Below are 13,085 nucleotides of genomic sequence, written 5' to 3'. Positions count from 1 at the left end.
TCAGCGACGGGCGCGCGCCACCCTGCGGGACCTGGTCCTGGTCCGCCCACCCGCGGGCGTCGCCGGAACCGGGGCCGGGGCCGGGGTTGCGCCGCCGCCGATGTCCGTGTCCTCGGGGTGCGCCGCCCGGGCGTCGGCGACGGTGCGCTCGACCTCCTCGTCGCTCGGGGCGTGGTCCCCGAGCAGCCACACCAGCCAGCGGTGCCGGGGGTCACCCGCCCCGAGGAGCACCGCCCGGGTGAGCAGGGTGGCGGGGATCGCGAGCAGCGCGCCGAGCGGGCCGAGGACGAAGCCCCACACGACGAGGCTGAGGAACGCCACGGAGATGCTGATGCCGACGGCGTCCCCGACGAACTTCGGCTTGACGAAGTTGTCGATGACGTTGTTGATGACGAGGAAGCCGACGACGACCCACAACGCCGTGACCGGGCCACCGTCGAGCAGGGCGATGACCGCCGGCGGGACGATCCCCACGATGAGCCCGATGGTCGGCACGAAGCTCGCGAGGAACACGAGCAGCCCCCACAGCAGCGGCAGGGGCACGTCGAGCACGACGAGGAGGACGACGTCGAGGACGGCGACGACCGCGCCGAAGACGGCCGTCACGACGAGGTACTGGCGCGTGCCGTAGGTGAACGTGCCGAGCGCCTGCGCGGCACCGGGCCGCAGGGCGGCCACCGCCCGCATGCGGTCGCCCATGCTGCCGCCGTCGATGAGCAGGAAGAACAGCAGCAGGAGGATGAACAACAGGTTGCTCACGACGGAGAAGCTCGCGAGGGCGACGTCGACGGCGATCGTGAACAGCCGGTTGAGGTCGAACGAGGCGAGGAACGTGTCGATCTGCTCCTGGTCCACGCCGAGGCGGCTGAGCAGGTCCTCGCCCCGCTGGACGAGGTCGTTGAGCTCCTGCTGGTAGCGCCCGGCCTGGTCGGCGAAGCGGAGCACCGACAGCACGAGCGCGCCGGCGAACGCCGTGATGGCGGCGTACGCGAGGAGCAGGGTGAGGGTGAGGGACAGCCAGCCGGGCAGACGCCGGCGCAGCCACACCTGCACCGGGTGCACGGCGATGGCGATGACGAGCGCGAGCAGGATCGGCGCGACGACGGACTGCGCCGTCCGCAGCCCGCCGAGCACGATGAGCCCGGCGGCGAGGCCGAGGAGCGTGACCACCGGTCGGGGCAGCAGCGGCCCCGCCGGCACGACCTCGACGGGTGCGGTCGGCGTCGGGGCGGCGCCGCGGCGACCCAGGAGCCGGTCGAGCAGCCCCATCAGATGACCTCCCCGCGGATGACGCGGGGTCCGTCGTCCCCGTCGTCGGGACCCCCCGCCCGGCCGAGGCCCGGCTCGGTCCGCAGCCGCTCGGCGAGGGCGTCGCCCTGCCGGACGAGGAGCCGGACCAGGGCCGCGGCCCCCAGCTGCACGAGGCCGAGCCCGACGAGCACGACACCGACGAGGACTGTCAGCACCGCGAGCCCCACCTCCGGCAGCAGGAGGAACACGAGGCCGACCCCGAGGTGGACGACGCCGAGGCCGCCCGTGGCGGCGCGCCCCAGCCCGCGGGGGCCCGTCGCGGCGATGACGAGGTCCGCCAGGCCCGTTGCGAGGAACGCGACCCCCACCACCACGCCGACGACGGTCGCCGCCGCCCAGAGCCCGGCGAGGCCGGCGAGCCCGGCGAGCACGAGGACCCCGCCCAGCACCCCCTGGACGGCGCGGCGACGCGCCGGCCAGGCGCGCACCCCGACCGCGAAGGCGATGCGTGACAGGCCCGTCCCGAGCAGGACGAGGCTCAGCACGACGCCGAGGACCCCTATGGAGGTCCGGGGCGCGGCGATGCTGACGATCCCGAGGACGAGGCAGACCCCGCCCGCGACCGCGAGCCACACCCATGTGAGGACGCCCTGGCGACGCAGCCGGGACAGCGGGTCGAGGTCGTCCGGCGAGGAGGACATGGTGTACACGCTAGGGCAGCGGTGGTGCGCCGCCGGGGACTCGAACCCCGAACCCGCTGATTAAGAGTCAGCTGCTCTGCCTGTTGAGCTAGCGGCGCGCAGCGAGGGTAGCAGCGGGCGCGCCACGCCCCGAAATCGTCAGGCGCCGGTCAGGGCCGCTCCGGGTCGTGGCCGGGCTGCCACCACGGCTCGTCCGGCAGGCCCTCCTCGACGAGCACCTGCTCCGACGGCGGCGCGTCGACGAGGTCGACGAGGAGCGTCAGGGGCACGTGCTCGTGGAGCAGGTCCATGCACGCCTCGTCCACGCCGTGGTCGGCGTGCATAGGGGTGTGCGTGGCGGCGTCCCCCAGGCGACGGGCTGGGTCACCTGCGTGCGGCATCGTCGGTCGTCCTCCCTCCGCCGGAGCGGGCGCCGGCGTACCGGTCCGGTCGTCGTCGACGCGCCCGGTCTTGACCGGTTCGCCCCGGTCCCACCCGGTCGCCGCAGCCGCATCACCCGGTCCGCGGTGCGGCGGTCACGCTGCGCCGCCGCCGGGCGCCCCGCCCGTGGTCTCAGTCGACGTCGGCGCGGGTCCTCGAGCGGTACTCGAGGTCGGCGTAGGCGGGGTGCCGACGGATCCACTCGAGGATGAACGGGCACACCGCCAGCACCCGCAGGCCCCGGCAGCGGATGTCGTCGAGGGCGTAGCGGGCGAGGGCGCTGCCCACGCCGCGTCCCTCGAAGTCCGGCAGCACCTCGGTGTGCGTCATGACGAGCATCTGCGGCGTCGTCGAGTACTCGGCGAACCCCGCGAGCTCCTCACCGACCCGCGCCTCGTACCGGCTCTGCTCCGGGGCGTCGCGCACCGTCACGGTCTCCTCGCTCACGTCCGAACCGTAGCCCGGCGTCGGAAGGCGCGGGAGGCCGTCCACCGCGAGGCTGTCCCCGTGAGCACGACCGAGGAGCGGCAGGAGCCCGGCGGCACGGCGGGCGAGCGGGAGAGGCCGCCGGCCTGGCACGCCCAGCCGGCGGAGGAGGTCGCCGAGGCGCTCGGGGTCGACGTCGAGCGCGGCCTCGACGACGACGACGTCGCCCGGCGGCGGGAGGAGCACGGCCCGAACGTCGTCCAGGAGGCCGAGGAGACGCCCGGCTGGAAGCTGCTGCTCCGGCAGTTCGCCGACCCGCTCGTCGTCATCCTCGCCGTCGCCGCCGTCGTCGCCGGGCTGGTCGGGGACATCAAGGACCCGATCGTCATCGGCGTCGTCCTGCTGCTCAACGCCGGCATCGGCTTCTACCAGGAGCGGCAGGCGCAGGCGTCGATGTCGGCGCTGCAGGAGATGCTGACGTTCACCGCCCGCGTGCGCCGGGGCGGGCAGGTCGCCGAGGTCGACGGCAGCGAGCTCGTGCCCGGCGACGTCGTCCTCCTGCGCGGCGGCGACCGGGTGCCCGCCGACGGGCGGCTGGTGCGGGCGAAGGGCCTGCAGGTCGAGGAGTCCGCGCTCACCGGCGAGTCCGCTGCCGTCGACAAGACGACGGACCCGGTCGACGCCGACGCCGCCCTCGCCGAGCGCACGAACCGGCTCTACATGAACACGACCGTCAGCCGCGGCGAGGCCGACCTCCTCGTCACCGAGACCGGCATGCGGACCGAGGTCGGCCGCATCGCGGAGCGGTTGCGGGAGGAGGACGACGACACCACCCCCCTGCAGGAGCAGCTGAGGTCGCTGACGCTGCGCCTGGCCGTCGTCGCCGGCATCGCGTGCGCGCTCGTCCTCGCGCTCGGGCTGCTCCAGGGCGACGGGTTCGGCGAGGTGCTCCTCGACGCCGTCGCGCTCGCGGTGGCCGCCGTCCCGGAGGGGCTGCCCGCCGTCGTCACCGTCACCCTCGCCGTCGGCATGAACCAGATGGCGAAGCGGAACGCCATCGTCAAGCGCCTCGTGAGCGTCGAGACGCTCGGGTCCACGACCGTCATCTGCACGGACAAGACCGGCACCCTCACCCTCAACGAGATGACGGCCCGCGAGGTCGTCACCCACGGGCGCACGTGGCAGGTGTCGGGGGAGGGGTACTCGACCGACGGGGAGATCACGAGCGAGGACGGCGACGAGCTGCCCGACGCCCGCGACGTGTTCCTGCCGGTCGTCCTGTGCTCCGACGCCCGGGTCGAGGACGGGGAGCTCAAGGGGGAGCCCACGGAGGGCGCCCTCCTCGTCGTCGGCCTCAAGGCCGGCGTCGACGCCGACGAGGCCCGCGAGCGCTACCCCCGGGTGGCCGAGGTGCCGTTCGACTCCAGCCGCAAGTACATGGCGACCTTCCACGTCCTCGACGGCGAGGACGGCGGCGAGGAACCTGTCGTGCTCGTCAAGGGGGCCCCCGACGTCGTCCTGCCACGGTGCGCGACGTGGTGGGGGGAGGACGGCAAGGAGGACCTCGACGACGAGCGGCGTGACCGTGTCCGCGAGGTCGTCGAGGAGCTGTCCCGGGGCGGTCGCCGGGTCCTCGCCGTCGCGTCCCGCGCGATGGACTCCCCGGCCGACGGCGACGCGGACGAGGACGCGCTCGCCGAGCACGTGCGCGACCTGCACCTGCAGGCCGTCGTCGGCATCGTCGACCCCGCACGGCCCGAGGCGGCCGACGCCATCGCGACGTGCCGCGACGCCGGCATCACGGTCAAGATGATCACCGGGGACCACAAGGTGACCGCGGCCGCCATCGCCGACGACCTCGGCATCGAGCCGGAGGCGCTGGAGGGCCGCGAGCTGGAGGACCTCGAGGGCGACGCCCTCGACGACGCGGTCGAGCGGACCGGGGTGTTCGCCCGCGTGAGCCCGGACCACAAGGTCCGCATCGTCGAGGCGCTGCGCGAGCGCGGCGAGGTCGTCGCCATGACCGGCGACGGCGTCAACGACGCCGCCGCCCTCAAGGCGTCCCACATCGGGGTCGCGATGGGCCGCAGCGGCAGCGACGTCGCGAAGGAGGCCGGGGAGGTCGTCCTCACCGACGACAACTTCGCCACCATCGTCGGGGCGGTCGAGCGCGGCAGGGCGATCTACGACAACATCGTGAAGTTCGTCCGGTTCCAGCTGTCGACGAACATCGGCGCGATCCTCACGATCGTCGTCGCGCGAGCGGCGACCCTGCCGACCCCGTTCAGCCCCGTCCAGATCCTGTGGGTCAACCTCATCATGGACGGCCCGCCTGCCCTCGCCCTCGGCGTCGACCCGCCGGACCCCGACGTCATGCGGCGGAAGCCCCGCGACCCGGAGGCGAGCGTGCTCGGGACCGGCCGGCTCCTGCGCCTGGTGTGGATCGGCGCCGTCATGGCCACCGGCACCCTCGGGGTGTTCGTGTGGGCGACGCTGGGCGGCCAGGACGAGGCGGTCGCGACGACGCTGGCGTTCACGACCTTCGTCCTGTTCCAGGTCGTCAACGCCTTCAACGCGCGCAGCGAGACCGCGACGGCCTTCCGGCGGCACAGCCTCGCCAACCGACGCCTGCTCCTCGCCCTCGCCGTCGTCCTCGTCCTGCAGGTGCTCGTCGTCCACGTCCCGCTCGTGCAGCCGGTGTTCGACACGACGGCCCTGACGCTCGGGCAGTGGGCCCTCTGCGGCGCGATCGCGCTCACCGTCCTCGTGGCGGAGGAGGCGAGGAAGGCCGTCGAGCGGGCCGTGCGTCGCTGACTCGTCGCGGCGCCCACGAGACGTCTGTCTGCGTTTGTGTCGACAACCGTCGCGTCTGTCGGCATTCGTGTCGACGTCCGCGGCGTCGGTCGGCATTCGTGTCGGAGGTGGGGGGGACCGAGGGTGCGTCACCCGCGCGCCGGTGTAGCGTCCGGCGCCGTGACGCAGGTCCGGACCCGGTGAGCCGTCGGTGAGCCGTCGAGGGGCTCTGCTGTTCGCGGCGATGTCGGTGATCTGGGGCGTCCCGTACCTGCTCATCAAGGTCGCGGTGGTCGACCTCGGGCCCGTCGTCCTCGTGGCGGGCCGGCTCGTGCTCGCCGTCGCGGTGCTCCTGCCCTTCGCCCTGCGCCGCGGTGCGCTGCGGGCGGCCTGGCGGCACCGCGGCACCGTGGCCGCCTACGCCGCGGTCGAGATGGCGGCGCCGTGGTGGCTGCTGTCGCACGCGGAGCTGCGGGTGTCGAGCTCGTTCGCCGGGCTCGTCATCGCGACCGTGCCGCTCGTCGGTGCCGGCATCGCGTGGGCGCTGCACCGGGAGCGCCTGGACGGCGGCCGGGCGGTCGGCCTGCTCGTCGGCCTCGTCGGCGTCGTGCTGCTCCTCGGGGTCGACCTCGCGGGTGGTGCCGACGCCCTCGCCGTCGTCGAGCTGCTCGTCGTCGCCGTCTGCTACGCGGTCGGGCCGATCATCGTGGCACGGCGGCTCGGCGAGGTCCCGGCGCTCGGTGTCAACACCCTCGCCCTGGCCCTCGCCGCGCTCGTGTACGTGCCGTGGGCGCTCACGGACCTCCCGGCGACGCCGCCGGGGCCGGCGGTCCTCGGTGCGGTCGTCGTGCTCGGGCTCGTGTGCACGGCGCTGGCGTTCCTGCTGTTCTTCGCCCTCATCGCCGAGGTGGGAGCCGCGCGGGCCACCGTCATCACGTACGTCAACCCGGCCGTCGCCCTCGTCCTCGGGGTCGCCCTGCTGGGGGAGCGGGTGACGCTCGGCATGCTCGTCGGCTTCCCGCTCGTGCTCGTCGGGTCGGTGCTCGCGACGCGGCGCTCGCGCCCGCCGGTGCCCGAGCCGGTGGCGCTGCCGGACGCGGCGGGCGACGAGCCGCCCACCGCGCCCGACAGCCGCGACACCGCCGGTCAGCCCGCGAGGCGGGCCGCGAAGGTCGCGAGCCGGCGCCCCTGGTAGCGCGCGGCCGCGAGGACCGTGTCCGGCACCGGGTCGCCGGACTGCCCCGTGCCCCAGCTCGTGCCGTACGGGTTGCCGCCTGCGGCGAACACCGCCGGGTCGGTGTACCCGGGCGGGACGATGATCCCGCCGAAGTGCATGACGACGTTGTACAGGGAGTGGATCGTGCCCTCGTTGCCGCCGTGGTCGTTCATCGCGGACGTGAAGGCGGTGTAGGCCTTGTCGGCGAGCTCGCCCTGCATCCACTGCGGCCCGAGGGAGTCGAGGAAGCCCTTGAGCTGCGCCGCGGGTGCGCCGTAGCGCGTGGGGGTGCCGAGCGCGACGCCGTCGACCTCCGTGATGTCGGACGCGGCGACCTCCTGCACGCCCGGGCGGACCTCGTCGACGAACTGCTTCCACGCCGGGTTCCCCGACAGCACGTCGTACGGCACGGTCTCCGGCGCGATGCGGAGGCGGACGTCGGCGCCGGCGTCCGCGGCGCCCTCGGCGACGGCCTGGGCCATCGCGTGGTTGGTCCCGGTGGAGCTGTAGTAGATGACGGCGACCTGGGTCATGGCGGGTCCTCCCGAAGTGGTGGCTGGGTCCTCGCCAGGGGACCCCACGGTGGTTGAGGCTGCAACCGGAGGGCGGGGACGGGGTTGGGACCTCGCCCACCGGGCACCCTCCGGGAGATGGCACCTCTGGCAGGCCCCTGGTCCGCGACCGAGACGACCCCCGCCGGGGGGACCCGGTTCCACGCCGCCCTCGCGGGCACCCGCGAGGGCCCGACCGTCGTGCTCGTCCACGGGCTCGGGTGCTCGCACCGCTACCTCGCGCCGCTCGCGGCGGCACTGCCCGACGTGCGGGTCGTGGCACCCGACCTCCCGGGCTTCGGCGGCACGCCAGGCCCACGACGGGCGCACGACGTCCGCGGGCTCGCGGACGCGCTCGGCGACTGGCTGCGGGCGACCGGCCGGACCGGCTCGCTGGTCCTCGGCCACTCCCTGGGCGCGCAGGTCGTCCTCGAGCTGGCGGCGCACCGGCCGGAGGACGTGGGGGTCCTCGTCCTCGCGTCCCCGACCGTGGACCCGGCACGGCGCTCGTGGCACCAGCAGGTCGGGCGCTTCGCCGTCGACCTGCTGCGCGAGCGGCCGGGCGTGCTCCCCGTCCTCGGGCAGGACGTGCTACGCGGCGGGCCGCGACGTGCGGTGCGGACCTTCGACGCGGCCCTGGCCCACGACGTGCTCGCGACCGCCGGACGGGTGCGTGCCCCCGCCGTCGTGGTGAGGGGCCACCGTGACACGGTCGTGCCCGACGGCTGGGCGCGCGAGCTGGCTCGGCGTCTCCCGTCCGGGGTCGTTCGCGGAGGTGCCCGGCGCCCACGCCCTCGTCTGGTCGCACCCCGAGCCGGTGGCCGACCTCGTCACCGGGCTGCTCGCCGAGCGCTCCCGCGACCTGCTCGGCGCCTGACCAGGGCGACGGCAGCGAGCGTCTCAGACGGGCTGCTCCTTGGGGATGATGATCCACAGTGCGATGTAGACGATCTCCCCGACACCGAACAGCCCGAAGAGGACGAAACCGAGCCGCACGAGCCAGCGGGGGAGACCGAAGCGGTCGGACAGTGCGGCGCACACCCCGGCGATGATCTTCCGGGAGCGGGGGCGGACCAGTCGCGAGGAGGCCATGCCGGTGACATACCCGCGCGCGCCGGTGCTCACTCCCCCCGTCGTCGGGCCCGCTCCTCCCAGCGGCGGCGCCGGTCCTCCCGCATGCGTTGCCTCGGGTCGGCCCTGCCCTCCAGGGTCGGCGGCCCGAGCACGCTCAGCAGGGCGTAGCGGATCGCGTAGCCCGCGCGGTAGGGCAGGTCCTGGAAGGGGCCCGGTCGGCCGGGGTGGGAGCCGTCCATCGGCCGGTCGCTCATGGTGACGTCCTACCCCTCGGCCGCCCAGCCGAAGCGGGCGGGGTCCCCGGCGCCCACCCGCACGACCTCGGGCACGCCGTCGGACAGGTCGACGACGGTGGTCGGCTCGGTCCCGCAGTCCCCGGCGTCGACCACCGCGTCGACGACCGCGTCGAGCTCCTCCTTGACCGCCCAGCCGTCGGTCGGCGGGTCGTCGTGGCCGGGCAGCAGGAGCGTGCTGCTGAGCAGCGGCTCGCCGAGCTCGCGCAGGAGCGCCGACACGAACGGGTGGTCCGGGATCCGGACCCCGACGGTCTTCTTCCTCGGGTGGTGCAGCCGCCGCGGGACCTCCTTCGTCGCGCGGAGGATGAACGTCCACGGACCCGGCGTGGCCGCCTTCACCGCCCGGAAGGCCGCGTTGTCGAGCTGGACGAGCTGGCCGAGCTGGGCGAAGTCGGCGCAGACGAGCGTGAAGTGGTGCCGGTCGTCGAGGCCGCGGACGCGGCGGATGCGCTCGGGCCCGGTACGGCTGTCGAGCCTGCAGCCGAGGGCGTAGCTGGAGTCCGTCGGGTAGGCGACGAGGGCGTCGTCGTCGCGGACCATCGCAGCCACCTGCGCGACGGCGCGAGGCTGCGGGTCGACCGGGTGCACGTCGAAGTAGCGGGCCATGCCCGACCCTACGGCGGGCCCGCCGCACCCGGCACGTGCTCACCGCGGGGGAGCGGGCGGGCCACGAGCAGCGCGCCGTGGTACAGCGGGTGGACCGTGATGCGACGGGCCGCGACGGGACCCCAGAACCAGCGGTCGGTGTGGACCGGAGGCGCCGGCGTCGCCCCGGCGACCGCGTGGCGCACCGCCTGCCACAGCGGGCTCTCGACGACGTCGGGCGCGACCTCTCCGACCGTCCGGCCGAAGCGGTGCCCGGCACCACCGCCCGCGGCGGCGTCCCGCGCGGCGCGGTTGCCCCACGCGAGGAGCAGCCGCGAGGGCGTCACCGCCCCGGCGGCGGCCTGTGCCTCCGCCGCCTCGGCGGCCCTCTCGCCCGCCTCGGAGTCGTCCTCCCGCGCGTGTGGCAGCAGCAGGACGCACTCGTCCTCGACGGCGTCGAGCGCGAGGCGCACGGCGGGGTCGGCCGGCGCGACCTCGGCCGCGGTCAGCACGTGCACCCCCACGGGCGGCAGCACGCGGACGATGTCGTCCGCGAGCGTTCGCACGGCGGAGCGCAGCAGCAGCCGGGCCGCGCCGTCGATCGGGGTGCCGGCGGGCCAGCCGAGGCCGACGACCGCGACGACGACACCGCCGGCGACGACGGGAACGTCGCAGAAGGCCCCGAGGGGCGAGCGTCCGCGGCGCAGCAGGGGCCACCGCTCGAGAGCGGCGTCCAGGTCGTCCTCGAAGACCGGCACACCGGTCCGAGCGGCGTGGGAGGCGGGGAAGTCGACAGTCAGCGGGATGTGCTGCCAGCGCTGGGCGACGTTCTCCGGCAGGCCGCTGTGGGCGACGAGCGCGAGGCTCGCGTCCGGCCCGAGCGAGAGCAGCACGGCCCGGTCGGCGCCCACGGGCTGCGCGTGCGCCCGCAGCACCTCGAGGAGCCTCCAGGCGTCCGTGGCTTCCCGTGCCGCGGCGGCGAGGAGCACCAGCGAGCGGTCGAACCGCTGCGACGGCCTACCCGGCTGCGGCCGGCCGACCGAGGTCGCGGTACCGGCCGGGGACTCGCCCGGGGACGTCGGGGCCGGGGCACGGGTCCGGTCGGGGGAGAGGTCCGGCAGCGAGGTCGGCGCCGGGCCGGCGCCCATGGCGCCGGACCCGCGCTGGGCGAGCTCGTCGGCGGCGACGTCCACGAGCCTGCGGTTGCTGTCGCGAGCCTGCTGCCGCAGCCGCTGGAAGGCGGTGGCGGCGTCGACGCCGTCGCGCCCCATGAGGACGCCCTTCGCCTGCTCGATCACCGCACGGTGCTGCTTGCTCCGGTGCAAGCCCTCCACCTCGTCGCGGAGCCGCTCGACGGTGCTCGAGAGCGGCCCGGCGGCGCCGGGCCGACCGATGCCTTCCGTCACGGGCGCAGCCGCGTTCCTCGCCGCGTCGACGGGCCCGTCGGTCCCTGTCGACGGGCGTGTGTGTCGGCCGCGGCCCCTCTCCTGCTGGGACGACACACGCTCATGATGCCGCATGTCCGAGGCGTCCAAACGTCTCGAGTGGAGGTCTCCGCCACCCGCCGCTCAGCCAGGACGCACCACGACGCCGTCGTCGCCGAGCACGAACGTCGCGGCGGCCGCGCCGCCCGCCTCCTCGACCCGGAGCGAGTACTCCCCGCGCCAGCCACGCAGCCGGAGCCGGCCCGTCGCGTCGGTCCGGTAGGTCCGCCGCGGGTGCCACCACTCGTCCCGGACCAGGGCGCGCAGCGCGTCGTACGCCGGCTTCGGCGTCCCGTCGTGGCGGACGAGGCCCGCGGGGGCGCCGAGCCACGCCCCCGCGTCGGTGAGTCCCCAGTACGTCACCGCCTCCACCGCCGGGTGCGCCATGAGCGTCGTGTAGTGCCGGACGAGCTCCTCGGCCTGACGTGCCTCGCCCTCCGGCGTCGAGGGCCACACCTCCGGCTGGTAGTCGTTGAGGTCGTCGACCTCCGGGGGCATGAGGTCGCCGGACAGCAGCGTCGTCTCCGTCATGTGGAGAGGGAGCCCGTAGCGGGCGAAGCGGTCGAGGACGGCGCGTGTCGGCTCCTCGCCCCACCACCCCTGGTGCATGTGGCTCTGCAGGCCGATCGCGTCGACCTGCACCCCGCCCTCGAGCACGGCCTCGACGAGGCACTCGAAGGCGGTCGACATGTCGAAGTCGTTGAGGAGGAGCGTCGCGGTGGGGTCGGCGGCGCGGGCCTCGTCGAAGGCGAGGCGGACGGTCGCGACGCGCCCTCGCTCGCGGCACAGCCGGGTGATCGCGCTGGGCGGCTGGCCGCCGCCCTCGAGCGCGGCCTCGTTGTCGAAGACCGGCATGATGACGACCTCGTTGATCGCGTCCCACGTCGTGACGAGGCCACGGAAGGCGTCGACCTCGCGCCGGATGCGCGCCCGCAGCGCCTGCTCGACCTCGTCGGTCGTGAGCGGCGCGAGCCAGGCCGGTGCGAGCGTGTGCCACGCGAGGGGGTGCCCCTTGAGCCGGACGCCGCGCTCGGCGAACCAGTGCGCCAGGTCGAGCAGCTCCTCCGTGCGCGGCTCGCCCCGGACCGGTTCGTGCCTGCCCCAGTAGAACGGCAGCGTCGCGGTGTCGAACAGGTCGAGCCACAGCCGCTCGAGAGCCGGGTCCCCCGGCAGCCCGGGGGCGTCGAAGCCCGTGCAGCCGAAGGCGACGGCGTGGCGACGCTGCTCGACGTCGACGTCGGTGTGGGCCAGCGGTGACCCGTCGGCGCGCTGCACCTGCACGACCTGCTCGACGAGACGGTGCGAGAGGTCGGTCACGCGGGGCTCCCGAGGACGTCGGAGACGAAGGCGATGGACTCGGCGAGGTCGTCGGCCTCCCCGGCCTCGTGGCCGTTGTACGGCCACACCCGCAGCCGTGCCGGTCCGCCGTACTCGTTGTGGGCGGCGAAGACGGTCGAGGGCGGCGTGACGGCGTCCATGAGCGCGACAGAGAACCGGGCGGGCGCCGTCGCACGGCGGGCCATGACGACCCCGTCGACGTACGACAGGGTGCGCAGCACCTGCTCCTCCCGGTCGCGGTGGCGGGCGAGGTAGTCCGCGACCTCCCGGTACGGCGACTCGTCCGTGACCGTGATGGCGCGAGGCACGTCGCAGAGGAACGGCACCTGGGCGACGACGGCGGCGACGTCGTCGCGCAGGCCCGCGACGGCGAGCGCCGCCGCCCCCGCCTGGCTGGTCCCGACGACGGCGAGCCGGTCGGGGTCGACGCCCGGCAGGCGCCGGGTGGCGTCGACGGCGCGGACGGCGTCGGTGAGGTAGCGGCGGTAGTAGTACGTCTCGGGGTCCTCGATGCCGCGCGTCATGACGCCGGGGACGGCGGGCCCGCTGCCGTGGGGGTCGGGGGTGTCGCCGCGGCTCCAGCCCGCTCCCTGGCCGCGGCTGTCGACGAGGAGGTGGGCGAAGCCGGCCGAGGCCCACGCGAGGCCGTCGAGGACGTGCCCACGACCGCCGCCGTAGCCGACGTGCTCGACGACGACCGGCAGGCGCCCGTCGGCGCGGGCCGGGCGGCGGAACCACGCCCGCACCGGCTCGCCGGCGAAGCCGGGGAACGTGACGTCGTCGACCACGAGCGTGCGGAGCGGGTGGGAGACCGGCGCGAGCCGAGGTGCTTCGTCGTCGGCACGGCGGGCCTCGTCGAGGGTCCGTGCCCAGAAGTCGTCGAAGTCGGCCGGCTCCACGACCGCGCTCCGGCGGACGCGCAGCTCCTCCAGGGGCAGGTCGGTGTGCAC

The 13,085-nt window shown here is 75.0% G+C and carries 14 protein-coding genes, 1 tRNA gene and 1 pseudogene; 4 read left to right on the top strand and 12 right to left on the bottom strand.

Annotated features, from left to right (window positions below; all coding sequences use genetic code 11):
- From WAB14_RS17115 to WAB14_RS17095, 5 genes are all read right to left on the bottom strand, one after another.
- On the bottom strand, positions 1–1,269 hold the full coding sequence (locus tag WAB14_RS17115) for an AI-2E family transporter (RefSeq protein ID WP_340271551.1): 1,269 nt from the start codon (positions 1,267–1,269) through the stop codon (positions 1–3).
- Entirely contained in the window at positions 1,269–1,952 is a 684-nt protein-coding gene (locus WAB14_RS17110) for a DUF308 domain-containing protein (protein ID WP_340271550.1), read from the bottom strand. Before WAB14_RS17110 ends, WAB14_RS17115 begins: the two co-directional genes overlap by 1 nt.
- Before the next feature lie 22 nt (positions 1,953–1,974).
- Positions 1,975–2,050: transfer RNA gene (locus tag WAB14_RS17105), tRNA-Lys, on the bottom strand.
- 51 nt (positions 2,051–2,101) lie between these two features.
- Positions 2,102–2,242 carry a hypothetical protein gene (locus WAB14_RS17100; RefSeq protein WP_340271549.1) on the bottom strand — a complete coding sequence of 47 codons (141 nt, stop codon included), beginning with the start codon at positions 2,240–2,242 and terminating at the stop codon, positions 2,102–2,104.
- Between the two features lie 262 nt (positions 2,243–2,504).
- Positions 2,505–2,819, bottom strand: coding sequence for a GNAT family N-acetyltransferase (locus WAB14_RS17095; protein WP_340271548.1), 315 nt, complete (start codon positions 2,817–2,819; stop codon positions 2,505–2,507).
- 60 nt (positions 2,820–2,879) lie between these two features.
- Here WAB14_RS17095 and WAB14_RS17090 point away from each other — a divergent pair, with 60 nt between their 5' ends.
- Positions 2,880–5,612 (top strand): cation-translocating P-type ATPase, encoded by a 2,733-nt coding sequence (locus WAB14_RS17090; RefSeq protein WP_340271547.1) that lies wholly within the window; start codon positions 2,880–2,882, stop codon positions 5,610–5,612.
- A 190-nt stretch (positions 5,613–5,802) separates the two neighbouring features.
- Positions 5,803–6,786 (top strand): DMT family transporter, encoded by a 984-nt coding sequence (locus tag WAB14_RS17085; RefSeq protein ID WP_340271546.1) that lies wholly within the window; start codon positions 5,803–5,805, stop codon positions 6,784–6,786.
- Here WAB14_RS17085 and wrbA read toward each other — a convergent pair.
- Positions 6,738–7,340 carry an NAD(P)H:quinone oxidoreductase gene (wrbA, locus tag WAB14_RS17080; protein WP_340271545.1) on the bottom strand — a complete coding sequence of 201 codons (603 nt, stop codon included), beginning with the start codon at positions 7,338–7,340 and terminating at the stop codon, positions 6,738–6,740. The two genes, WAB14_RS17085 and wrbA, sit on opposite strands and share 49 nt — an antisense overlap.
- Before the next feature lie 117 nt (positions 7,341–7,457).
- Between wrbA and WAB14_RS18280 the strand changes: the two are divergent.
- Positions 7,458–8,066: pseudogene (locus WAB14_RS18280) on the top strand (alpha/beta fold hydrolase); the annotation flags it as partial.
- On the top strand, positions 8,062–8,235 hold the full coding sequence (locus tag WAB14_RS17075; RefSeq protein WP_340271544.1) for a hypothetical protein: 174 nt from the start codon (positions 8,062–8,064) through the stop codon (positions 8,233–8,235). The pseudogene WAB14_RS18280 and the gene WAB14_RS17075, both read left to right, overlap by 5 nt.
- 23 nt (positions 8,236–8,258) lie before the next feature.
- On the opposite strand, the gene WAB14_RS17070 is transcribed toward WAB14_RS17075, so the two are convergent.
- From WAB14_RS17070 to WAB14_RS17045, 6 genes are all read right to left on the bottom strand, one after another.
- On the bottom strand, positions 8,259–8,450 hold the full coding sequence (locus WAB14_RS17070) for a PspC domain-containing protein (protein WP_340271594.1): 192 nt from the start codon (positions 8,448–8,450) through the stop codon (positions 8,259–8,261).
- A 29-nt stretch (positions 8,451–8,479) separates the two neighbouring features.
- On the bottom strand, positions 8,480–8,686 hold the full coding sequence (locus WAB14_RS17065; RefSeq protein WP_340271543.1) for a hypothetical protein: 207 nt from the start codon (positions 8,684–8,686) through the stop codon (positions 8,480–8,482).
- A 9-nt stretch (positions 8,687–8,695) separates the two neighbouring features.
- Positions 8,696–9,334, bottom strand: a complete 639-nt coding sequence (locus tag WAB14_RS17060; protein WP_340271542.1) for an L-threonylcarbamoyladenylate synthase — start codon at positions 9,332–9,334, stop codon at positions 8,696–8,698.
- Positions 9,335–9,342: 8 nt separating this feature from the next.
- Complete coding sequence (locus tag WAB14_RS17055; protein ID WP_340271541.1) at positions 9,343–10,719, bottom strand: ANTAR domain-containing protein; 1,377 nt, start codon at positions 10,717–10,719, stop codon at positions 9,343–9,345.
- 162 nt (positions 10,720–10,881) lie between these two features.
- Positions 10,882–12,114, bottom strand: coding sequence for an endo-1,4-beta-xylanase (locus tag WAB14_RS17050; RefSeq protein ID WP_340271540.1), 1,233 nt, complete (start codon positions 12,112–12,114; stop codon positions 10,882–10,884).
- A complete protein-coding gene (locus tag WAB14_RS17045; RefSeq protein WP_340271539.1) occupies positions 12,111–13,085 on the bottom strand; it encodes an acetylxylan esterase in 975 nt (324 codons plus the stop codon). The genes WAB14_RS17050 and WAB14_RS17045 overlap by 4 nt, the downstream gene beginning before the upstream one ends.

Source organism: Aquipuribacter nitratireducens, assembly GCF_037860835.1.
GTDB lineage: Bacteria > Actinomycetota > Actinomycetes > Actinomycetales > JBBAYJ01 > Aquipuribacter > Aquipuribacter nitratireducens.
This window is presented reverse-complemented; position numbering and strand designations above follow the sequence as displayed.

Coding starts and splice junctions, on each gene's coding strand:
- WAB14_RS17115 (WP_340271551.1), bottom strand. CDS start 1,269: ATGGGGCTGCTCGACCGGCTCCTGGGTCGCCGCGGCGCCGCCCCGACG.
- WAB14_RS17060 (WP_340271542.1), bottom strand. CDS start 9,334: ATGGCCCGCTACTTCGACGTGCACCCGGTCGACCCGCAGCCTCGCGCC.
- WAB14_RS17070 (WP_340271594.1), bottom strand. CDS start 8,450: ATGGCCTCCTCGCGACTGGTCCGCCCCCGCTCCCGGAAGATCATCGCC.
- WAB14_RS17100 (WP_340271549.1), bottom strand. CDS start 2,242: ATGGACCTGCTCCACGAGCACGTGCCCCTGACGCTCCTCGTCGACCTC.
- wrbA (WP_340271545.1), bottom strand. CDS start 7,340: ATGACCCAGGTCGCCGTCATCTACTACAGCTCCACCGGGACCAACCAC.
- WAB14_RS17065 (WP_340271543.1), bottom strand. CDS start 8,686: ATGAGCGACCGGCCGATGGACGGCTCCCACCCCGGCCGACCGGGCCCC.
- WAB14_RS17110 (WP_340271550.1), bottom strand. CDS start 1,952: ATGTCCTCCTCGCCGGACGACCTCGACCCGCTGTCCCGGCTGCGTCGC.